This is a genomic window from Acetobacteraceae bacterium (assembly GCA_039613835.1).
GTDB lineage: Bacteria > Pseudomonadota > Alphaproteobacteria > Acetobacterales > Acetobacteraceae > Sorlinia.
Window position 1 is genome coordinate 677262 of record CP154827.1, and the last position, 20542, is coordinate 697803.

At 56.5% G+C, this 20542-nt stretch carries 23 protein-coding genes and 2 pseudogenes; 12 read left to right on the plus strand and 13 right to left on the minus strand.

Going from position 1 to position 20542, the window contains the following annotated elements; genetic code table 11:
• Positions 1–25: 25 nt before the first annotated feature.
• Together guaB and clpB are read right to left on the minus strand one after the other, a co-directional pair.
• Complete coding sequence (guaB, locus tag AAYR33_03795) at positions 26–1528, minus strand: IMP dehydrogenase (GenBank protein XAO72047.1); 1503 nt, start codon at positions 1526–1528, stop codon at positions 26–28.
• A 213-nt stretch (positions 1529–1741) separates the two neighbouring features.
• The gene (gene clpB, locus AAYR33_03800; protein ID XAO72048.1) at positions 1742–4345 is read right to left on the minus strand and encodes an ATP-dependent chaperone ClpB; all 2604 of its coding nucleotides are present in this window, start codon (positions 4343–4345) and stop codon (positions 1742–1744) included.
• A 308-nt stretch (positions 4346–4653) separates the two neighbouring features.
• Between clpB and AAYR33_03805 the strand changes: the two genes are divergently transcribed.
• The 3 genes and pseudogenes from AAYR33_03805 (at position 4654) to AAYR33_03815 (ending at position 7535) form a co-directional block, all read left to right on the plus strand.
• Positions 4654–6156 (plus strand): sugar porter family MFS transporter, encoded by a 1503-nt coding sequence (locus AAYR33_03805; protein XAO72049.1) that lies wholly within the window; start codon positions 4654–4656, stop codon positions 6154–6156.
• Positions 6157–6321: 165 nt separating this feature from the next.
• Positions 6322–6594 carry an AGE family epimerase/isomerase gene (locus AAYR33_03810; GenBank protein ID XAO72050.1) on the plus strand — a complete coding sequence of 91 codons (273 nt, stop codon included), beginning with the start codon at positions 6322–6324 and terminating at the stop codon, positions 6592–6594.
• 152 nt (positions 6595–6746) lie between these two features.
• Positions 6747–7535: pseudogene (locus tag AAYR33_03815) on the plus strand (AGE family epimerase/isomerase).
• A 26-nt stretch (positions 7536–7561) separates the two neighbouring features.
• On the opposite strand, the gene AAYR33_03820 reads toward AAYR33_03815, so the two are convergent.
• The 9 genes from AAYR33_03820 to AAYR33_03860 all read right to left on the minus strand — a co-directional run bounded on the left by AAYR33_03820 (position 7562) and on the right by AAYR33_03860 (position 13594).
• A complete protein-coding gene (locus AAYR33_03820) occupies positions 7562–7816 on the minus strand; it encodes a hypothetical protein (GenBank protein ID XAO72051.1) in 255 nt (84 codons plus the stop codon).
• Positions 7722–8180 (minus strand): hypothetical protein, encoded by a 459-nt coding sequence (locus AAYR33_03825; GenBank protein ID XAO72052.1) that lies wholly within the window; start codon positions 8178–8180, stop codon positions 7722–7724. The genes AAYR33_03820 and AAYR33_03825 overlap by 95 nt, the downstream gene beginning before the upstream one ends.
• A gap of 136 nt (positions 8181–8316) precedes the next feature.
• A complete protein-coding gene (gene purH / locus AAYR33_03830) occupies positions 8317–9897 on the minus strand; it encodes a bifunctional phosphoribosylaminoimidazolecarboxamide formyltransferase/IMP cyclohydrolase (GenBank protein ID XAO72053.1) in 1581 nt (526 codons plus the stop codon).
• Positions 9898–9992: 95 nt separating this feature from the next.
• Positions 9993–10355, minus strand: a complete 363-nt coding sequence (locus AAYR33_03835; GenBank protein ID XAO72054.1) for a TolC family protein — start codon at positions 10353–10355, stop codon at positions 9993–9995.
• Positions 10346–11359 (minus strand): efflux transporter outer membrane subunit, encoded by a 1014-nt coding sequence (locus AAYR33_03840; protein ID XAO72055.1) that lies wholly within the window; start codon positions 11357–11359, stop codon positions 10346–10348. Before AAYR33_03840 ends, AAYR33_03835 begins: the two co-directional genes overlap by 10 nt.
• Before the next feature lie 103 nt (positions 11360–11462).
• On the minus strand, positions 11463–12248 hold the full coding sequence (locus AAYR33_03845; protein XAO72056.1) for an HlyD family secretion protein: 786 nt from the start codon (positions 12246–12248) through the stop codon (positions 11463–11465).
• 104 nt (positions 12249–12352) lie between these two features.
• Entirely contained in the window at positions 12353–12553 is a 201-nt protein-coding gene (locus tag AAYR33_03850) for a hypothetical protein (GenBank protein XAO72057.1), read from the minus strand.
• A 9-nt stretch (positions 12554–12562) separates the two neighbouring features.
• Entirely contained in the window at positions 12563–13171 is a 609-nt protein-coding gene (locus tag AAYR33_03855; protein ID XAO72058.1) for a hypothetical protein, read from the minus strand.
• 6 nt (positions 13172–13177) lie between these two features.
• Positions 13178–13594, minus strand: coding sequence for a hypothetical protein (locus tag AAYR33_03860; GenBank protein ID XAO72059.1), 417 nt, complete (start codon positions 13592–13594; stop codon positions 13178–13180).
• A gap of 21 nt (positions 13595–13615) precedes the next feature.
• Between AAYR33_03860 and AAYR33_03865 the strand changes: the two genes are divergently transcribed.
• The 9 genes from AAYR33_03865 to AAYR33_03905 all read left to right on the plus strand — a co-directional run bounded on the left by AAYR33_03865 (position 13616) and on the right by AAYR33_03905 (position 18354).
• Positions 13616–13921 carry a hypothetical protein gene (locus tag AAYR33_03865; GenBank protein ID XAO72060.1) on the plus strand — a complete coding sequence of 102 codons (306 nt, stop codon included), beginning with the start codon at positions 13616–13618 and terminating at the stop codon, positions 13919–13921.
• Positions 13860–14171 (plus strand): hypothetical protein, encoded by a 312-nt coding sequence (locus tag AAYR33_03870; GenBank protein XAO72061.1) that lies wholly within the window; start codon positions 13860–13862, stop codon positions 14169–14171. The genes AAYR33_03865 and AAYR33_03870 overlap by 62 nt, the downstream gene beginning before the upstream one ends.
• 13 nt (positions 14172–14184) lie before the next feature.
• Positions 14185–14937, plus strand: a complete 753-nt coding sequence (locus AAYR33_03875; GenBank protein XAO72062.1) for a TonB-dependent receptor — start codon at positions 14185–14187, stop codon at positions 14935–14937.
• The gene (locus AAYR33_03880; protein XAO72063.1) at positions 14924–15265 is read left to right on the plus strand and encodes a TonB-dependent receptor; all 342 of its coding nucleotides are present in this window, start codon (positions 14924–14926) and stop codon (positions 15263–15265) included. Before AAYR33_03875 ends, AAYR33_03880 begins: the two co-directional genes overlap by 14 nt.
• Positions 15217–15426 (plus strand): hypothetical protein, encoded by a 210-nt coding sequence (locus AAYR33_03885; GenBank protein XAO72064.1) that lies wholly within the window; start codon positions 15217–15219, stop codon positions 15424–15426. Before AAYR33_03880 ends, AAYR33_03885 begins: the two co-directional genes overlap by 49 nt.
• 124 nt (positions 15427–15550) lie before the next feature.
• Positions 15551–15721: a hypothetical protein gene (locus AAYR33_03890; protein XAO72065.1), complete on the plus strand. Its 171-nt coding sequence runs from the start codon at positions 15551–15553 to the stop codon at positions 15719–15721.
• A 156-nt stretch (positions 15722–15877) separates the two neighbouring features.
• Positions 15878–17506, plus strand: coding sequence for an FGGY-family carbohydrate kinase (locus AAYR33_03895; protein ID XAO72066.1), 1629 nt, complete (start codon positions 15878–15880; stop codon positions 17504–17506).
• Positions 17507–17654: 148 nt separating this feature from the next.
• Positions 17655–18068 carry an SDR family NAD(P)-dependent oxidoreductase gene (locus AAYR33_03900; protein XAO72067.1) on the plus strand — a complete coding sequence of 138 codons (414 nt, stop codon included), beginning with the start codon at positions 17655–17657 and terminating at the stop codon, positions 18066–18068.
• Entirely contained in the window at positions 18013–18354 is a 342-nt protein-coding gene (locus AAYR33_03905; protein ID XAO72068.1) for an SDR family oxidoreductase, read from the plus strand. The genes AAYR33_03900 and AAYR33_03905 overlap by 56 nt, the downstream gene beginning before the upstream one ends.
• 33 nt (positions 18355–18387) lie before the next feature.
• Here AAYR33_03905 and AAYR33_03910 read toward each other — a convergent pair whose 3' ends face one another.
• Both AAYR33_03910 and AAYR33_03915 read right to left on the minus strand, forming a co-directional pair.
• Positions 18388–19014, minus strand: coding sequence for a glutathione binding-like protein (locus tag AAYR33_03910; protein ID XAO72069.1), 627 nt, complete (start codon positions 19012–19014; stop codon positions 18388–18390).
• A 297-nt stretch (positions 19015–19311) separates the two neighbouring features.
• Positions 19312–20499, minus strand: a pseudogene (locus AAYR33_03915) (DEAD/DEAH box helicase).
• Between the last annotated feature and the right edge of the window lie 43 nt (positions 20500–20542).

Here is a 20542-nt window from a genome sequence, read left to right on the forward strand (position 1 = left end):
CGCTCGCTACCCCTAACCTTTTTTCTTAATCCTGGCGATAGTTCGGCGCCTCACGGGTGATCTTGACGTCATGGACGTGGCTTTCCCGCAAGCCGGCATTGGTGATCCGCCGAAATTTGGTGTTTTTCTGCAAATCAGCAATTGTCGCCGCACCCGTATACCCCATACCGGCCCGCAAACCACCGACGAGCTGATGTACAACGGCGGCCATACCCCCCTTATAAGGCACCTGCCCTTCGATCCCCTCCGGCACGAGCTTCAAAGCGTCTTTGACCTCCTGCTGGAAGTAACGGTCGGCCGATCCACGCGCCATCGCGCCCAGCGAGCCCATGCCGCGATAACTTTTATAAGACCGTCCCTGGTAAAGGAAGACCTCTCCCGGGCTCTCCTCACATCCCGCGAGGAGGGAGCCCACCATGACAGCATCTGCCCCGGCGCCGATCGCCTTGACAATATCGCCCGAAGTGCGGACGCCACCATCCGCAATGGCGGAAATCCCACTTTCATGGCAGGCCAAAGCGGTTTCCATCACGGCGGAGAATTGCGGCACGCCGACACCGGCCACAACGCGCGTTGTGCAGATGGAGCCGGGACCGATCCCGATTTTAACGCATTTCGCTCCGGCTTTGGCTAGGGCGATCGCCGCTTCAGGCGTTGCGACATTCCCACCGATAATCTGCACTTCAGGATAGCGGTCACGCAATGCGGCCACGGTACGCAGAACGCCAGCAGAATGGCCGTGCGCCGTATCCACGACCATGACATCAACGCCAGCCTCAATCAAAGCCGCGGCACGCTCAAGGCCGTCATCTCCAACCCCGATCGCGGCGGCGCAACGCAGGCGGCCCAACCCGTCCTTGATCGCGAGCGGATGCGCCTCCGACTTGTCCATATCCTTAACGGTGATCAGCCCGATGCAGCGATCATGATCATCCACCACAAGCAGTTTTTCTATCCGATGTTGATGGAGGAGCTCTCGCGCTGTCGCCGCATCCGTCCCATGACGCACCGTGACAAGGTTTTTATGTGTCATCATGTTTTTGACCGGTGTGGTCGGATCGGAGGTGAAGCGCATATCGCGATTGGTCAGGATTCCGACCAGTTTCCCTGTTTTTTCCTGCACAACCGGCAGGCCGCTAATGCCATGGCGTTTTGTGATGGCGAGCACATCTGCCAGGGTCTGTTCCGGGCAGACAGTCATCGGATTGACGACCATCCCCGATTCAAAGCGCTTGACGCGGCGAACATGCTCTGCATGGTCTTCATTCCTGAGATTTTTATGGACGACGCCCATGCCGCCCTGCTGCGCCATTGCGATGGCCATGAGATCTTCCGTCACTGTATCCATTGCGGAGGAAAGTAACGGAATTTGCAGTTCAATTTCCGGCGTCAGCTTTGTTCGGGTAGAAGTCTGGGTGGGGAGGACATTGGATTCGGCGGGTTCGATAAGGACATCGTCAAAAGCGAGGGCCTCACGGATGCGGCCAGCGAGTTTGTCATGCCCCGATCTCGACGATTTATTTTCCATAATAGCTGACTCTCCCGCATCAATTCCCGGGAAGCCAGCGGCTCCCCACCGTTGACGCGTCCTCATAAACGATTCTGACCCGGTTTGTGAAGAGAATTGTCGAAATTCAAACGGAAACGAAAATATATGACAGTGAGATCTTCAAGCAACCTCTTCGCCCAGGCGGCCGCAACCTCTCACATTGCGGCCGTCAAAATCGTCCCACCAGGGCCCTTACAGCTCGGAAACAGGCACGCCCGCAACGGTCAGGCCCTTCTCGTCAGCATCAACCTGCACGGTCTCGCCATCCAATATGCGGCCTTCAAGTAACAAACCAGCAAGCGAGTTCTGCAAGGTGCGCTGGATGACACGCTTGAGAGGGCGCGCGCCGTAAATCGGGTCGTAACCCGCATCCGCCAGCCATTCCATCGCGGCCTCTGACAGATCAAGTGAGACATGACGCTCTGCCAGTAATTGCCGCAGGCGTGAGAGCTGGATATCGACAATCTGCCGCATATCCGGGCGTTGCAGACGGGCGAAGAGCACGATCTCATCAAGACGATTCAGAAATTCCGGCCGGAAATGATTGCGCACAACCGCCATGACCTGGGCTTCGACAAGGTCAGATGCCTCGCCCTCATCCTGCTTTGCCAGAATGTCGGAACCGAGATTGGACGTCAGGACGATGATCGTATTGCGGAAATCGACAAGCCGCCCCTGCCCGTCCGTCAGGCGGCCGTCATCAAGGACCTGAAGGAGGATATTAAAAACATCCTCATGCGCTTTCTCTACCTCATCGAAGAGGATCACCTGATAGGGGCGGCGCCGTACGGCCTCCGTCAAGGTACCGCCTTCCTCATAACCGACATAGCCGGGGGGCGCGCCGACCAGTCGGGCGACGGCGTGCTTCTCCATATATTCGCTCATATCAATGCGGAACATGGCGCGGTCATCATCAAAAAGAAATTCCGCCAGCGCTTTCGTCAATTCCGTCTTACCGACGCCGGTCGGGCCGAGGAAGAGAAAAGAACCGATCGGGCGATGCGGGTCCTGCAATCCCGCGCGGGCACGGCGTACGGCGTTGGCGACGGTTTTCAAAGCGGGCTCTTGCCCGACGACGCGATGGCGCAGCGCGTCTTCCATACGCAGAAGTTTGGCACGCTCGCCTTCCAGCATTCTGTCAACCGGCACCCCCGTCCAGCGAGAAACGATGGAAGCAATTCCCTGGTCGGTCACGGCCTCACTGACCATACCGCTCTGCGCTGATGAGGACTCATTTTCCTCCCGTGTCTTGTTGATCTGCTGCTCCAGCCCCGGAATGACGGCATACATCAGCTCAGAGGCGCGACCGAGATCCCCCTTACGTTGGGCCACTTCAATTTCCGAACGTGCCTGGTCCAGCTGCTCCTGCAATTTCTGCACTTCATTGACGCGGTTTTTTTCAGCGTGCCAGGTCGCGCTGAGCTGGTCCGACTGCTCCTGAAGATCAGCGAGTTCAAGCTCCAGCTTTTCGAGACGCTCCCGGCTGGCATTGTCATCTTCCTTCCGGATCGCTTCACGCTCAATCTTCAGCTGGATAATGCGGCGGTCAAGCTCATCCAAAGCTTCCGGTTTGCTGTCAATTTGCATCCGCAAGCGGCTCGCCGCTTCATCGACAAGGTCAATCGCCTTATCGGGCAGAAAACGGTCCGTGATGTAACGGTTAGAGAGGGTGGCCGCCGCGACGAGCGCGTTATCCGTGATGCGCACGCCATGATGCAGTTCATATTTTTCTTTAATGCCGCGCAGAATCGATATCGTGTCCGCGACGGACGGTTCCCCTACGAAGACGGGTTGGAAACGTCGGGCAAGAGCCGCGTCTTTCTCGATATATTTCCGGTATTCATCCAATGTCGTCGCGCCGACACAATGCAGCACGCCGCGTGCCAGTTCAGGCTTGATCAGGTTGGAGGCATCCATGGCACCGTCTGAGCGACCCGCGCCAACAAGTGTGTGCATTTCATCGATGAAGAGAATGACCTGCCCCTCGGCGCTCTCAATTTCTTTCAGAACAGCTTTGAGGCGCTCCTCAAATTCGCCGCGATATTTCGCACCGGCGACGAGGGCGCCCATATCGAGGGAGAGGAGCTTTTTATTCCGCAAAGCTTCCGGCACGTCTCCATTCACGATCCGCAGCGCGAGCCCTTCTACGATCGCCGTTTTACCGACGCCGGGCTCTCCGATCAGAACCGGGTTGTTTTTAGTGCGGCGCGCCAGAACCTGAATGGTGCGGCGGATTTCCTCATCCCGGCCAATGACCGGGTCAAGCTTGCCGGACTGCGCCACCGCGGTGACATCGCGCGCATATTTTTTCAGCGCGTCGAAACCCGCCTCCGCATTGGCGCCATCCACGACACGCCCGTTGCGCAGCCGCGCCACAGCGCCTTCCAACGCCGCCGCTGTGACATTGGCAGCTTTCAGGACCTTCGCCGAAGGTGAGGCGGATTTGGCGATCGCGACAAGAAGGCGATCCTGCGCGACAAAACTATCGCCAGCGCGCTGCGCATCCTGTTCCGCCTGGTCGATCACGCGTGCGAGGTCCGGCGTTAATTGGGGCTGGCTGGCCCCCTCGCCCTGCACTTTAGGGAATTTTGCAACGACCTCATCGATACCGGCCAGCGCTTTTGTCGGGTCACCTCCCGCAGCGCGGATAAGCCCGGATGCCGCGCCCTCCGGGTCATCCAGCATGGCTTTAAGGAGATGTTCCGTGGTGAGTTGCTGATGATATTCCCGCAGCGCAATCGTCTGCGCCGCCTGCAGAAACCCGCGACATCTTTCTGTCAGTTTTTCGATATTCATGATCTTCTCTTTTGCCCCTTAAGCGACAGCATGGTTCAAGCCCGGCATCCCGTCAGCGGCGAAGCCGGGTTTCAATGTGGCGTCCTCATGGCGTCTCTTCAAGTCTTCAGGCGCGATTTGGTGCTTTTTAGGGAACATCTCGCATCATCATTCCGTTTCCGTTTTTTATTTTCCTGAGCTTTCTAAATAGCGAATTTCCGATCATCTTTTCTTGATTTATAAAAGATGCAACCATCGTTTTTACTTTTAAACAAATTTTCAGGTTATGATATGCAAAATCGATAATTGCAGAAGGATGCCGCGCCACGATGTCTGTGAATAAAGACAATGCCGAAATTCAGGAATCTCAGGATGTTACGCCGGAGCAGGCTTTGAAAGCTGCTGAGGCGGCGGTGCATCATGTTGAAATCTCTTCAAACGCGAAGATCATGCTGGGCCTGACGGCCTTCGTCGCGGCAATTTGTGGGGGCCTTTACGGTTACGACACCGGCATCATCTCCGGCGCGCTGCTTCTCATCACGTCCGACTTCCATCTCAATAGCGGTATGCAGGAGCTGGTGGCATCGTCCATCCTGATCGGCGCGGTGGTGGGTGCCCTTGTTGCTGGGTCCATGTCCGAGAAATATGGGCGTCGTTTTACCGCGACCATTGTCAGTGCCGTCTTCGTACTGGGCGCCATCGCCTGTAGTTTCGTGCAGAGCGTCACGCAGCTGATTATCTTCCGCGTCTTTCTCGGTCTCGCGGTCGGTGGGTCAACGCAGGTTGTGCCGATGTATATTTCGGAACTCGCACCGGCGGGACGGCGCGGCAATCTTGTGACGATGTTCAATGTCGCGATCGGCATTGGTATCCTGCTTGCCAACATCATCGGTTTCGCCGCGCGCGATGCGTGGGGTTGGCGGCCGATGATTGGACTCGCGGCGATCCCGGCGGCTTTCGTCTTTCTCTGCTTGCTCTTCTTGCCGCGCAGTCCCCGCTGGACGGCTGAAAATGAGGGCCTCAAATCCGCGATTGCTGAATTGAGCCGTATCCGCACGTCAAAAAAAGCGATCCTGCGCGAAATCCGTGAAATGCATGAAATCGCGGAAAGCACGGACCCGCTCGATAAAGGCTGGCGCGGCCTGGCCCAGCCCTGGGTGCGCCCTGCCGTCATCGCTGCCTTGGGTGTGGCCTTCTTCACGCAAGTGGGCGGGCTGGAGATGATGATTTATTACGCGCCGACATTTCTGCACGATGCCGGGTTTGGTAAAAACTCCGCCCTGCTCGCCTCGCTGGGTGTAGCCATCACTTATTGCGTCATGACATTTCTAGGATGTCTCACAGTTGACAAGATTGGTCGGCGCCGCCTCATGCTGATTACGGGGCCGATTTCCGTATTAAGCATTATCGGGCTTGGTGTTGTCTTCTCCATGCATCCGGCAGAAGGCAGCTTCGGGGCATGGCTTGTGATTTTCTTCCTGCTCAGCTTCATGGCCAGCAACTCGATCGGTATTCAGATCTGCGGCTGGCTGACGGGCGCGGAGATGTTTCCGCTCTGTATGCGCGGCCAGGCGACAAGCCTGTTTGCGGCGACATTATGGGGTTCGGACTTTCTCGTGACCATCACAGCTCTGACACTTGTTCAACTCGTGACATTGGGCGGCGCGATGTGGGTCTATGCGGCGGTCAATGTTCTGACAGTCCTCTTTGTGTTCCGCTTCGTGCCAGAGCTTTCAGGTGCGTCGCTTGAGGACATTGAGTATGCGCTGCGCAAAAAACGTTTCACGCCCCGTAAGGGCCACACACGCATTGTGGATGCCAGCGACGTTTAAAAAGCGGCCCTCATCGTCATAGATTGAAGCGGGTCGGTCATCAGCCGACCCGTTTCCTTCCGCCAACATGCAGGATTTTACTGGGGAACTGCCCTTCAAAGTCTCTGTTGAATCCGTGACGCATCCGTCACATGGGGCCTTGTGCCGGTAACAGGACTGACTTGAATGCAAATCGCGACGGAAGTGCATCGTCTCTGGCCCCTCAATCAAGGGCAGCGCTTTCTGGATTTTTCCAAAAATGCGCGCGTCGCGGACGGTTTTTGCGCATTGGACGGAATGGGAGAAAAACCGCGGAAAGCCGAAGCGGACGGAATATTAACCGCACGCATGACTCACAGCTTCGCGCTCGGCGCTCTTCTCGGCATTCCAGGATGTCATGCCATGAGCGCGCATGGTGTGGACTGCCTTCTGCACCGCCTGAATGACCTCGAGCATTGAGGGTGGCGGGAGAAACGCGCCGAGATCACGGGCCGGAAACAGGCCTATTACCACGCCTTCATCGCACTTGCCGGGGTGACCTGCAAGGAAGCGCGCATTGAAGGCGGTGATCTCCTCCATAAATCTGCGTCACACGTGTTGGAGACGCATTTCTGGAGCGAAGCGGGGGCGTTGTCTATGAAAGCTTTTCAGCAGATTGGCAGGATCGGGAGGATTATCGCGGGGCCAACGCCAACATGCATACGACGGAGGCCATGCTCGCCCTCTCCGCCGCAACAGGAGACATCAAATGGCTGTATCGCGCCATGCGCATCCTTGAGCGTTTCGTGCATCACCTATCGCGCCAGCATGAATATTGCATGGCTGAGCATTTTGACGCCGATTGGAATCTGCTGCCCGACTGTAATATTGACCGCAAATCCGATCCGCTGCGGCCTTACGGCCTGACACCGGGCCATTTTCCGGAATGGGCACATCTGACGCTCAAGGCTGAAGCCCATGCGATCGCGAAAATGGGGCATACGCCTGCATGGATGTGCCCTGACGCGGAGGGTCTTTTCCGCAGCGCGGTGGAGAAGGGCTGGTGCCATGAAGGGAGAGGCGGCATCGTCTATACGCTTGATTGGGAGCGCTGACCCTGTATCACCTCACGCGCGCACTGGGTGCAGGCGGAAACGATCGTGGCAGCGGACATCCTTTACCGCCGGACGGGCCATGAATATTACCGCGAATGGTATCAGAAACTTTGGGATTATATTGATCTGACGATGATTGACCCCAACCATGGGAGTTGGTTCAACGAAGTTGATGCTGAAGGGGTGGTATCGGGCGAGATTTACCCGGGAAAGGCTGATCTTTACCACGCCTTTCAATGCACGCTGAGTCCCCTCCTGCCCGTTGCAGCGAGCCTCGCTGAGGCGATCTGGCTTTCTAAAGCGTAGCGGGCGCGGCGTGATTGGGTTTCTGTTCAGGGCAGAAGATGATCGATCTCGTCGCTCTCAATCCGGTCATAGCCAGTTGAGCTGGGCGGTGCGCCGGATGGCACGGAGGACTCGGTTTCGATCTGGTAGAGGATCGCGCCTTTTTCCCCGATTTTTTCGGCGATGATGAGCGGCCCGGAGCGCGCATTAAAGCCACGGCCGGAGACGCTCAGCGCGTCGCCAACGCGGAATTTGTTGCCGCCTCGAAAAAGCAGCGGGGAAGCGGATTGTAACGCCATCATCCAGCACGACACCACCGACATCACCCTGGCCCGTATGGAGAAGGCGCGCGATGAGTCCGTTACGATGCTGCCTTTGTGTGAGGGCCAGAGAGGGCATGTGCCCTGAAGCGCAGACCCAGCCCGCGCCCGATGAAACGGCGAAGGCGGCGATCATTTTGCTTTTGTCGGAAACGAGCCCTTTAACGGTTAAATTCTGCCCCGGCGTCAGGGAAACACCGAGAATATCGAAACCACCGGGAAGGATAACCTCCCTGCCATCCGTCAATATGACATTACCCGTCCCGCCGGAAATATTGGGATAAACATCTTTAATCCTGGCCGTGACGGTTGTGAGGACGCTGATATCGAAAATACATGAGGGCAACAAACGTTCAGGCGCTGCCTAGACGACAGGCACAATACTCAGCAGCGTCAGTCCGACGATGCCACTTATCATACGCGCACTGATTTGCTTGTCCCTACCCATAAACCCATCACGATCACGTTGATATTAAACGATTTCAGTGCCTGAAATGACGCACCCCGGTCAGCACCATCGCGATCCCCGCTTTATCTGCCGCAGCGATCACCTCATCATCACGAATGGAGCCGCCCGGCTGGATGACGGCGACGGCACCCGCATCAATAATCGCCTCCAACCCATCGGCGAATGGGAAGAACGCATCAGAGGCGGCCACGGATCCGACGGTCAATGCCGCTTCGGCACGACTCAGGGACGCCGCATCCTGGCTTTTCCGGCCTGCGATACGTGCCGAGTCCAAGCGGGACATCTGCCCTGCCCCAATCCCCACCGTCGCACCCTCTTTCGCAAAGACGATGGCATTTGACTTAACATGTTTAGCAACTCTGAAGGCGAAGAGAAGATCCCGAAGCTCCGCCTCTGTCGGTTTTCTGCGCGTCACTACTTTGAGCTGATCGAGCGATACGCGGCCCGCATCGCGATCCTGCACGAGATACCCGCCCGCGACGGATTTGACCGCGCGGCTCTGCGCTTCGGGCGCGGCCATGCCGCCCGTGATGAGGAGATGCAGATTCTTTTTGGCCCGCAGAATGTCGCGCGCCGCCGCATCAGCATCAGGTGCGACAATCACCTCCGTGAAAATACCCGCGATCTTCTCAGCGGTGGCGGCATCAAGGGGGCGGTTGACAGCAACAATCCCGCCGAAAGCTGAAACCGGGTCGCAGCGCAATGCCAGGTCCCAGGCTTCGGAAAGGGTTTCCGCCATGGCGACACCGCAGGGATTGGCATGTTTGACAATCACGACGGCGGGGCCATCAAACTCACTGACGGCCTCGAAAGCCGCATCTGTGTCATTCAGATTATTATAGCTCAGCGCTTTGCCCTGAACCTGTTTGGCCGTGGCAACCCCATTGCGTTGTTCTGCCGTGGTGTAAAACGCGGCTTGCTGATGCGGATTTTCCCCGTAGCGCAAGCTTTCCTGCAATGAGGCGGTGATGGTGAGCGTCTCCGGGAAGCGTGTGCCCTCCTGCCCCGCAAACCAATCGGCGATCATGGCATCGTAAGAAGCCGTGTGCGCGTAAGCGGCCTGGGCCCAATGACGGCGCTGCGCCATTGTCGTCCCACCGGTCGCCAAGGCGTCGATCAGGGCGTGATACTGCGCCGGGTCCGTCAGAACGGCCACGTGAGCATGGTTTTTCGCGGACGCTCGAATAAGGGCAGGCCCGCCAATATCGATATTTTCAATGCAATCTTCCGGCGAAGCACCCGCGCGCACTGTTGCGGCGAAGGGATAAAGATTGACGCAGACGAGATCAATCGGCGCAATCTGATGTTCGGCCATCTGGGCGACGTGCCTTGCATCATCGCGCCGACCGAGAATGCCGCCATGTATCTGGGGCAGAAGCGTCTTGACGCGGCCATCCAGAATTTCGGGGAAGCCTGTATGCTCGGAAACATCTTTTACCGCGATACCGGCCTTGCGCAGGGCATCTGCGGACCCGCCTGTTGAGAGGATTTCCACATTCGCCCGCGTCAGCGCCTGGGCGAGTTTAAGAAGTCCCGTCTTGTCAGAAACAGAAATAAGGGCGCGTCGAATGCTGAGGGGCGATGATGAGGGCATGAACCGATCCGCGATTAATGAAAGTTCAGAAAAATGAGGACATAGTCCGCATAAAGCTTTTGCGCAATGAGACGGGGAAAATCCGCGCTGAAATATTACTCCGACATCGGTGTGACAGTGTGGCCATTAGCGCCGTCAGCATAGTCCCATCCGGCGCCAAGGGCCTTGTAGAGCGCGACGTTGATTTCCGTCCTGCTTTCAGCGAAAGCGGCCTCTCCGGCAAGGACGTCGCGCAGGGCGCTATTGACGTCGAGATAATCCGTCGCACCCTCGCGATATTGCTGTCGCGTCGCGAAAAGCGTCTTGCGGGCTTCCCGCAATGTATCAGCCACGGCGGCGTTGCGGGTTTTGAATTGCTGATAGGCGGAGAGGGTATTATCAACCTCATTCCACGCTGTCAGCACGGTCTCCCGATATTGCAGCGCCGCCTGTTTTTGCGCGGCTTTTGTCAGGCGCAAATTCCCGGACAGGCGCCCCCTTCAAAAATCGGCAGGACCAGAGAAGCCCCGGTTGTGAATTGTCGCGCCGGAAGGGAGAAAAATTGTTGCGCGCTTAAAGTCTGGGTGCCGACCTGGCCATTAAGGATGATATCCGGATAAAATGACGCCTTCGCTGCGCCGATTTCGGCCGTCGCGGCATGGAGCTGGGCCTCGGCCTCCCTGATATCCGGTCGGCAACGCGCCAGGGATGATGGCAGGCCGGTCGGCACGGAGGGGGATGACGCAGCTTGGGTCACGGGTTGACGCAATTCCACTGCCAGGGCTTCCGGCGGTTCGGCAAGCAGAAGCCCTATTGCATTGATGAGCTGGGTTTCACTGTTCTGCAGGGGCGGGATCATCGCTTCAATGGCCGTAACTTCACCCCGCGCCCGTGCCAGGTCAGCGGTGGTGTTGGCGCCCTCCCGATAACGGTCCTCAACCAGTTTGAGATTGGAAATCGCAATGTCGCGCGTGGCGCGTGTGACGCGCAGAACATCCTGCACGCCGCGTAACTGCATGTAAGTATCCGATAATCTTGCAACGACACTCGGCGCCAGGGCGTGGCGCCGCCCCGTTGCAGCAAGCTGACTGGCGCGCTGCGCCTCCGTCATGCGGCGCACACGACCAAACAAATCGAGATCCCAGGAGGCACCGAGCGTATTCTGGAAGAAATTATAATCAGACGGCGCGTCAGGTCGCCGCGTCACGAGTGACACAAAGCCGGATTTGCTCTGATGCACGTAACTATAGGAGCCGGTCCAATCCAGATTAGGCAATCCTTGAGACCTTGCAATGCGCACGCGGGCGCCAGCCTGATCGATACGGGCAAGCCCCTGTTTGAGGTCAAGGTTCTGCCGAGCGAGTCGTGAGACGAGGCTGTTCAATTCCGGGTCACGGAAAGCCCGCCACCAACGCGTATCGACCGCGGCAGCATACATCTGATCCGCCGCTTTCTGTTGCCCGAACCGCGCCGGCGCATGCACATTTCTGGCGATTTGAAGTCAGGCCCGACCGCGCATGATGTGAGACAGAAGAAACCTGCAACCAGTTTCAGGCGCGCGCTGAAAAGATAGGGGCGGGTGGCGCTCATTTATCCGTAATCGCTTCAGATGTTTTGGCCTGTCGCCCCACAATATGAGCATTACCGGTGTAAATCGTCGTTTCGACAGAAAACCCCATCCGCAGCAGATTTGCGAGAGGTTGATCGGGCGATATGACAATTTTGACCGGCAGGCGCTGAACGATTTTCGTGAAATTGCCTGTCGCATTCTCTGGCGCAAGCGGCGCAAAAGCGGCGCCTGAAGCTGGTGGGACGCTGTCAACGACACCATCAAGATCGATATTATAGGCATCAACGTGGATACGTGCCTTTTGGCCTGGTTGGACGTGCAGGAGGGCGATTTCCCGATAATTGGCGCGCACCCAGAGATCATTCATCGGGACCAACGCCATCAAAGCCGTGCCCGGCCCGACGTAATTTCCGTTCTGAACGGTTTTTTCACCCACCACCCCGTCAAAAGGCGCGATGATTTTCGTGTAAGAAAGGTTGAGCTCTGCCTGATGAACATGCGCCGCATCCTGTTGCAACGTTTTCAGCGCGGCCTCGTGCCGGGCTTTTAAGACGCGTGTTTGTTCCTCCTCTGCCTTGACAGCGGCTTCCGCGCCCTCAATCTGCGCGCGTAATTGCTGGAGCTGCGCTGCCGTTGCCTGCCCTTGCTCACGCGAGCCTGCGCCTGTCGCCGCCAGGTTTTTGAAACGGCACGCATTCAATCTGGTAAATTGCAACTGGGCTTTAAGGCGACTCACATCGACCTGACGCTCAATCACGATGGCAGGGTGGCGGTCCACCGTGGCTTCCGTGTTCAAGGACAAGCGCCTTGTCCTGCGCCAGCCTCGCCTGCGCCTCGGCAAGTGCCGTCTCATAATCCCGAGGGTCAAGCTGCACGAGCACCTGTCAGCGCTTGACCATCTGGTTATCATCGACGCGCACCTCCTGGACCTGCCCCGATTCCGGGGGCGACTGTCGTGTAATGCGCCGTCACATAGGCATCATTCGTCCAGACACGACCACTCGGAAAGAAAACAATCCAGATGACGATCAGCAGAAATACGAAAACAATCGTGCCTGCCATGACAAATGGCAAATAAGGGATCGGTTTTTGATCTTCATCAGTCATGAAACCTGCTTACTTCTCTCCAAAAATAATGCGCGGCGGATAGGTGCGTTGCGGCACGATGAGCACCCACATGATCATCGCGACCACGATGCCACCCATAACCATATAAAAATCGGATATCGTCAGAACAGCCGTCTGTTTCGCCAATTGCGCCTTAAAAGTGATCAGCGCGTCCGGTGAGCGCGGGGTGCCATCCGGCAAAAGAGGTCGCGGGCGTTGCGGCACAGGATTCTGTCCCTGAAAAAGCCTGAACCTCTCGACGCCGAGCTGATCCGTTAGACGATCTGAATGGAGATGGCCGCGCCAGCGATAAGTGAGCTGCGCCAGCCAAATCCCCATCGATTCCACAATGGCCCGCGGCGCGTTGACCAGCGGCGAGGCAAACGGGCCGTCCGACGGCTTGAGCGAATTTGTCGACATCATCAGAAGCGGCAGCACGATCATGGGCGCGGCGAGGCCCTGCATGAATTGCCAGAGATAGAAATTATCCCGGTTCCAGCTGGAGGTGACGAAGCTACTTCCGGCACAGGCGCCGAGAATCAGCACGAGCCCGCATATCGTCACAACACGGGAATCGACACGGCGGAGGTTCAAGACCATGGCGAGGATAGGGAGCATCGCAAATTACATCATCGCGATGAGAAGCGTCAGGGGATAAATTTGCTCCGGCCTGTAACCCGCAACCGATGTCAGAAAGGAAGACGGAATGGCGCTGGATGAGGCGTTTGTCAGGATGAAGGCAAACAGCATGATGTTGCCGTAAAGAAAATTCCGCGCGCGAAGAAGCTGAAACCGCATGAGCGGCACGGGATGAAACCACTCATTTATGACGAAGAGCGGGATGCAGATAAGGCTGATAATGCTCAGAAACCAGATGCCAGGGTGGTTGAACCAGTCGAGGCGGTCACCCTGCTCCAGCATCGTGGAGAACGCGCCCATTCCGGCAATCAACAAGCCGGTGCCGCGCCAGTCGGTCGTCTTTCCGCTTTCAAAGGCTGGAGTTTCGATCACGGCAAGGGAAATATCACCCTTTTCGGACAATATCTGACCCAGACGGGCGTCATGGCGCGCAATCGTGACTGGGCCAGAAATCCGCAGATGAACAACCCTGTCTCCGGCACACCGAGATTCGGGTCTTCCCTGACGCCGAATGGGCAGTTCCAAACGGCAGATGGCAGTACTTACACAACGACAAATGGCGATCAGAGCTTCCAGTCTTACACGGCGAAGGATAAATATAATTTCAACCGTCTGTCTTCATTGACAAGTAGTTTCCAGAACGCGTCTCTCTCAGGTGATGCGCATTATGACTTCAATAAGCATTTTCACCCTTTATTCCAACGTCTTTTACAGCCATCGCACGAGTAATTACTTCCTCGCGCCAGAGCTTGTTCAAGGGTCAATCCCGCCAAGTCCCTATGCGTCAAATGTTACCCTGCCGGCGAACTATCCGGGCAATCCATTTGGTGCCAGCGTCACCGCCTATAAGCGGATTGCTGAATGGGGGCTGCGTCGTAACGTGTACGCCACTGACACGGTAACGGCTCAATGGGGTGCCAATGGCGAAGTCTTCGATAAATGGATGTATGACGTCTCGGAAACCTGGGGGCAAAAATGATGAGCGTGCCCAAATGATCAATGCGGGCAATTACGCCAGCCTGCTGAATGTATGGGGTTTGCGGGTTGCCAATCCGGGCGATCCGAATACGTCATTGATCTATGACCCCTCCGTCTGCATGGCGTCGGCAGGGTGCTCGTTCTCAAATATTTTCGGACCGCTTTTCGCGGGATCAGCACGTTACTCCAATCTCACGACCGTCACGAATACGAGCTACACCTTCCACGACCTCAACTTCCGTGTGCATAAGAATGACGTCGTCAAAATGCCCTGGAAAAATGGTGGCAGTCTCGGCATTGCCTTCGGGATGGAGCATCGAGACGAGTCCCTCTCCTATCGTCCAGACCAGTACATCACCAGTGGTCAGGCCGCGACGAACGTTCAATCGGCGACGCAGGGCGGGTTCAATGTCAGTGAAGGTTATCTGGGAGGCAAATCACAGCTCCTGAAAGATGCTGCTTACGCCAAAGACTTGACCATTGACGGTCAGGGAAGAATTTCCTCTTATAACACGTTCGGTTCGACGAAGAACTGGAAAGTCGGGATCAACTGGTCGCCGTCACGCGACATTCGTTTCAGTGGCACGCTGGGCACGTCCTTCCGCCAGCCTTCAGTCTGGAATCTTTATAGTGGGCAGGCCGTGAGCTATAAGCAGGCTTTTGACCCCTGCACCCAGATTGGCTCCTATGGTGCTGCTTCCGGTAATGTCGCGGCTACCTGCGCGCGCTGGTCTTCCGCCGAATTTCCAGCAAGTGGGGAATTCTAAGGTTCAGACGCTTCAGGGTGGTAACCCCCAGGTGCAACCGGAGGTTGGCCGCACCTACACTTTCGGCACAGTCCTGACACCGCGCCAGATCCCCAATCTGATGGTCTCCGTCGAATATTGGCATTACACCGTCAAGAACATGATCTCTCAATTAGGGACTCAGTATATTCTTGATCATTGCTACGCGCAGAACTCTGCCGGTTACTGTGCTGACGTGCAGTGGAATGCTGGCACGGGACAGATCCAGGCTGTGCAGGCGCTTTGGGGCAATAATGGCGTTTGCGCACGGGTGGTATTGATTTTGATCTTGATTACGCCATCCGTCTGACGCGCTATGATCACCTGCTGCTCAGCAATAACTTTCAGGGCCTCGTGAGCTATGAGCGGCAATGGAATAATGGCGGTCAGTGGAACAATTATACAGGTCGACTTCTCTACAATAATGACACTGGACAGCCGCGCGTGCGTGATTACGCGACGCTGACATGACGCCATAAGGATTTCAGCCTCACTTATATGATGCAATATGTGGGTGGCATGGTCTGGAACGACCAAACGAAGGACCTCACCGCGCAGACGGGGGCACTCCACTCCGGGGATTTTCTCGCATGATTTGACGCCCTCATACCATCTGAATCAGTGGAATTTCACCGCGGGCGTAAATAATCTGTTCGACAAGAAACCGCCCTTCGTCGTCAGTGCTGGGACAAACACGAATGCCTACCAATACGGTTACCTCATGCTGGGTCGCAATGTGTTTGGCCAGATCGGCCTGGAGTTCTGACGCATCTCTTTATAGTGATCAGATGGGTAAGAAGGGGCTGCTTCGGCGACCCCTTTTCATTTGATCTGTGATCTTGCACAAAAATGCGTTCTGGATATTGCGAATTTTGCGTTTCCTTCGCATCATGCTCCTTACAAATTGTAAATAAGGCATGTCATGGACGTTGTTATCGGTATCGATGTGGGGACGGGAAGTGCCCGCGCAGGTATATTTGACCTATCCGGCGTGAAACTGGCTTCCGCTGTTGTCGAAACACAGACATGGCGCTCGCAACCTGACTTCATCCAACAATCATCCGAAAATATCTGGCAGGCCGTTTGTCAGTCTATCCGTGAGGCCATGGGTAAAATCACGGACTCAACGTTACAGGTATGCGGTATCGGGTTCGATGCAACATGCTCAACGGTTGTGCGTGACAAAAACGGCGAAAGTCTTTCCATCGATCCGCAGGGCGCAGCGGGGCAGGATGTCATCCTTTGGGCAGATCATCGCGCCCTGGCGAAAACGGCGGAAATCAACGCGAAGGGGGATGATGTCCTCCGTTATGTTGGTGGTGTCATATCGCCCGAGATGGAAACGCCGAAGCTTCTCTGGATCAAACGGCACCTCCCCCATGTCTATCGCAAGGCGGAATATTTCTTCGACCTGCCAGATTTCCTGACATGGCGGGCGACGGGCTCTGAGGCGCGTTCTTCCTGTTCTGCCACCTGCAAATGGACCTATCTTGCGCATGAGACGCGTTGGAGCGCATCTTATTTTGAGAAAATCGGCCTCGCCGACCTCGTTGAGGAAAATTTCGGCCGTATCGGGCAAACGATATTGCCGATCGGACAATATGTTGGGGACGGTCTCACGGCGCAGGCTGCTTCTGAACTCGGGCTTGAAGAAGGCACAAAAGTCGGGGTGTCGATCATCGATGGCCATGCAGGCGGGATCGGCCTGCTGGGCATCGCGGATGAAAAGCTCGATTTTGACGATGTGATCAATAAGCGTGTCGCGCTGATCGTGGGGACATCCAATTGCCACATGGCTGTCTCCCCCGAAGCGCGCTTTATTGACGGCATCTGGGGGCCTTATTATCAGGCCATGATTCCCGGAATGTGGTTGACGGAGGCTGGCCAATCGGCGGCCGAGGCCTTGATCGACTTCAACATCAAGACCCACGCCGCCTTCCCTGCCCTCAAGGAAAAGGCAGCGCAGGAGAAGATCAGTATCTACGAAGCACTGAATGGCTGCGTCCAGGAGATTGAAGCGCGTGAGGGTGAGATGCGCCTGACGCGGCGGCTACATGTCCTGCCCGATTATAACGGCAACCGCGCACCCCATGCCAATCCGGAGAGTCGCGGCGTGGTGCTGGGCCTTTCACTATCCGCTGAACTGCGTGACCTGGCCGCGCTCTATCTCGCGACGATCCAAGGGCTGGCCTACGGCACGCGGGATATTATCGAGGCGCTCAATGCAAGAGGCTATGCGATTGACACGATTATCGCGACAGGGGGCGGCACGAAAAATCCGATTTTCCTGCGGGAACATGCCAATGCCACAAATTGCCGCATCATCCTGCCGAAAGAAATGGATTCCGTCCTGCTGGGCTCAGCTATATTAGGTGCCATGGCGGCGGGTCGTTTTAAGAGCTTCCCGGAAGCCATGGCGGCCATGAGTCAGCGTGGCGCCGTGATTTACCCTGAGGCCCGATCAAAAGCGTTTCACGACGCGAAATATGCGATCTTCAAGCGGATGTATGCCGGGCAGGAAAATTTCCGCAGCCTTATGGCGCCGTTCTGACGTCATGCAACCGCATTTGTCGGGAGGTCCGACATAAGGTCAGGACGCCTGCGCATCGGATGAGAAGGAGAAGTCATGTACGCTGAAAAATATCGTCTCGATGGCAAAGTGGCGCTGATCACCGGCGGCGCGCAGAAATCGGCCTCTCTTGTGCGACGGCTCTGGCCGAAATGGGGCCCATGTCATTCTCGGCGACATTAATCTTGATCTTGGCCGCAAAGCTGCTGAGGGGCTTCGACAAAAATCATTCGATGCACGCTGCGTCAAGCTTGACGTCACATCCTCTAATTCCGTGCGCGCCTGCGTCAAAGACATCATGTCAATTGAGGGTCGCATTGATATCCTCGTGGCCAGCGCCGGGATATGCATTTCCGAAGCCCATGCTGAAGACATGACGGAGGATCAATGGCTCAGGCAGATCGACATTAACCTCAACGGCATGTATCGCACCTGCCAGACTGTGGGTAAAGTCATTATCGCGCAAAAATCTGGCGTCATTATCGCGATTGGCTCCATGTCAGGGCAGGATCGTCAATCGCCCGCAGAGTCAATGCGCCTATAATGCGTCCAAGGCCAGGGTGCATCATTATATCAAGTCGATCGCCGCAGAATGGGCCCAGTATAACATCCGCGCCAACGTCATCGCGCCAACCTATATCGAAACCGAGCTGACACGTTTCGGTATGGGAAAACCCGAACTTTATAATTCATGGATCACGGATACACCGATGGGGCGTGTCGGACAGCCGGAGGAAATCGGGAGCGTTGCCGGCCTCCTCGCGTCCGACGCGGCTAGCCTCATGACGGGCGCGGTCGTCAATGTTGATGGTGGCTTTACTGCCTGGTGACACCAACCCCACCCGCCTCAGAGCGCGATGACGTCACTTATCATGCGTATAAGCGCGCTGAGTTGCCGGGCGGGCGATAATCGCATCGCGCCATTTCGCCACATGAGGAAATTGACCAAGATCGATGGATTGCGCCTTCCAGGTTTTCGTCCACGGAAAAGCAGCCATATCCGCGATGGAGTAATCCGCACCAGCAAGCCACCCCCCGTTTGATGCGAGGCGCTTATCGAGCACGCCGTAGAGTCGCGCCGTCTCGTCCTGATAGCGCTTGATGGCGTAAGGAATTTTTTCCGGCGCATAGAGGGAGAAATGGTGGTTCTGCCCCAGCATCGGCCCGAAACTTGCCATTTGCCAGAAAAGCCATTCCATCGTCTCCAGCCTGACCCGCGCGGTGCTTGACAGAAACTGCCCCGTTTTTTCCGCGAGATAGAGGAGAATGGCACCGGACTCAAACACACTGATCGCCGCGCCCCCATCAGCGGGCGCGTGGTCAATGATCGCGGGCATCTTGTTGTTCGGCGAAATCTTCAGAAAAGCCGGGTCAAATTGCGCGCCCGTTGAGATATTGACGGGGATGATGCGATAGGGAAGACCCACCTCCTCCAGAAACATCAAAATCTTGAAACCGTTCGGTGTGGGCCAGAAATAGAGATCAATCATGCGTCAACTCCCGTCTGCTGCGTAACGCTTTTACACAGCGTCACGCAGAACGGTAACCCCAAGCCGATTCCAGTGCCATTTTTAAAGAAGGCAATTTCACTGGATCGGCGGGAGAAGAAGCCGCAATATCTCAGGCGGAGAAAAGTGCCGCCTTATCAGTCTTTAAAGGAGCCCGGACATCCATAACCACCTGGCGCACGGTGGGACAGCGCCGCCCTCCCGGTCGTGCTGCATGAGACGCTGCGTGCCCACGCGCGGGGCCGCGCCCGTTTTGATTGCCGCGCGGCGACCACCATGCCGACCGCCCCCGCCCAGAACGGGCGGTTTCATGCTGGACAATCTGGCCGTCTCGGAGTGGAAGCGGTGCTGGTCGATAATCGTCAGGGATTTGCCGATCAGCTTTTCAATGTCATGAAGCCAGGCGCATTGTTCCGCATCGCACAGGGCAATAGCGCAACCATCACGACCGGCACGGACCGTGCGCCCGATGCGGTGCACATAGCTCTCCGCAACATTGGGTAAGTTGTAATTAATGACGTGACTCACATCATCGACGTCAATGCCGCGAGAGGCGATATCTGTCGCGACGAGCACCTTGACCCGACCGGACCGGAAGCCGGACATAGCCCGCTCCCGCGCACCTTGCGACTTATTGCCATGTATTGCTTCCGCCGCGACGCCGTTTTTGGTGAGGAATTCAGCGACCTTATTCGCTTCATGTTTCATCAAGGTGAAAATAATCGCCGATTTCACCTTCTCACTCGCCACGAGCTACAAAGTGAGCGGCTTCTTGTTTTCCGAATCGACGAAGAGGACAATCTGTTGAATTCGTTCAACCGTGCTGGAAGGCGGCGTCACAGTGACGGTCGCCGGATTATTCAGCAAAGATTGCGCAAGGTCCGAGATGGCATTGGGCATCGTCGCTGAAAATAGCAATGTCTGACGTTTGGGGGGTAAAAGCGCCATGATGCGCTTAATGTCATGGACGAAGCCCATATCAAGCATACGGTCCGCCTCATCCAGGACAAGGACTTCAAGTTGAGAGAGGTCGATATATCTCTGCCCGATTAGATCAAGCAGTCGCCCTGGTGCCACCGTCAGAATATCGACGCCCGATCGCATCGCTTCCACCTGTCGGCCCTGACCAACGCCGCCGAAAATCACGGCGTGGCTCAGCCTCATATGCTTGGCGTACGAACGGATATTATCGTTGATCTGGGAAGCGAGCTCCCGCGTTGGCGCCAGGATCAGCGCGCGGGGGCAGCGGGGTGTCGTCGCCTTGGGGTGGCGGCTGATGTGGTCCAAAATCGGTAACGCGAAGGCGGCCGTCTTGCCTGTGCTCGTCTGCGCAAGGCCCAGAAGGTCACGCCCTTCCAGCAGATAGGGGATTGCTCGCTTCTGAATTGGGGTCGGGGTGACGTATCCCATATCCTGCAAGGCGCGTTGTATCGGTAGCGCAAGTTCGAGATCTGCAAAGGTAATCATCGAAATGCCCCTTCGGGACGTGTGAGCGGAATGGGGAGGAGAA

What these genes read in the sequence shown, in the direction of transcription:
- guaB (XAO72047.1), bottom strand. Translation starts at nt 1,528, where the DNA reads ATGGAAAATAAATCGTCGAGATCGGGGCATGACAAACTCGCTGGCCGC.
- clpB (XAO72048.1), bottom strand. Translation starts at nt 4,345, where the DNA reads ATGAATATCGAAAAACTGACAGAAAGATGTCGCGGGTTTCTGCAGGCG.
- AAYR33_03805 (XAO72049.1), top strand. Translation starts at nt 4,654, where the DNA reads ATGTCTGTGAATAAAGACAATGCCGAAATTCAGGAATCTCAGGATGTT.
- AAYR33_03810 (XAO72050.1), top strand. Translation starts at nt 6,322, where the DNA reads ATGCAAATCGCGACGGAAGTGCATCGTCTCTGGCCCCTCAATCAAGGG.
- AAYR33_03820 (XAO72051.1), bottom strand. Translation starts at nt 7,816, where the DNA reads ATGATGGCGTTACAATCCGCTTCCCCGCTGCTTTTTCGAGGCGGCAAC.
- purH (XAO72053.1), bottom strand. Translation starts at nt 9,897, where the DNA reads ATGCCCTCATCATCGCCCCTCAGCATTCGACGCGCCCTTATTTCTGTT.
- AAYR33_03850 (XAO72057.1), bottom strand. Translation starts at nt 12,553, where the DNA reads ATGACTGATGAAGATCAAAAACCGATCCCTTATTTGCCATTTGTCATG.
- AAYR33_03855 (XAO72058.1), bottom strand. Translation starts at nt 13,171, where the DNA reads ATGCTCCCTATCCTCGCCATGGTCTTGAACCTCCGCCGTGTCGATTCC.
- AAYR33_03865 (XAO72060.1), top strand. Translation starts at nt 13,616, where the DNA reads ATGGCGCGCAATCGTGACTGGGCCAGAAATCCGCAGATGAACAACCCT.
- AAYR33_03870 (XAO72061.1), top strand. Translation starts at nt 13,860, where the DNA reads ATGACTTCAATAAGCATTTTCACCCTTTATTCCAACGTCTTTTACAGC.
- AAYR33_03875 (XAO72062.1), top strand. Translation starts at nt 14,185, where the DNA reads ATGATCAATGCGGGCAATTACGCCAGCCTGCTGAATGTATGGGGTTTG.
- AAYR33_03895 (XAO72066.1), top strand. Translation starts at nt 15,878, where the DNA reads ATGGACGTTGTTATCGGTATCGATGTGGGGACGGGAAGTGCCCGCGCA.
- AAYR33_03910 (XAO72069.1), bottom strand. Translation starts at nt 19,014, where the DNA reads ATGATTGATCTCTATTTCTGGCCCACACCGAACGGTTTCAAGATTTTG.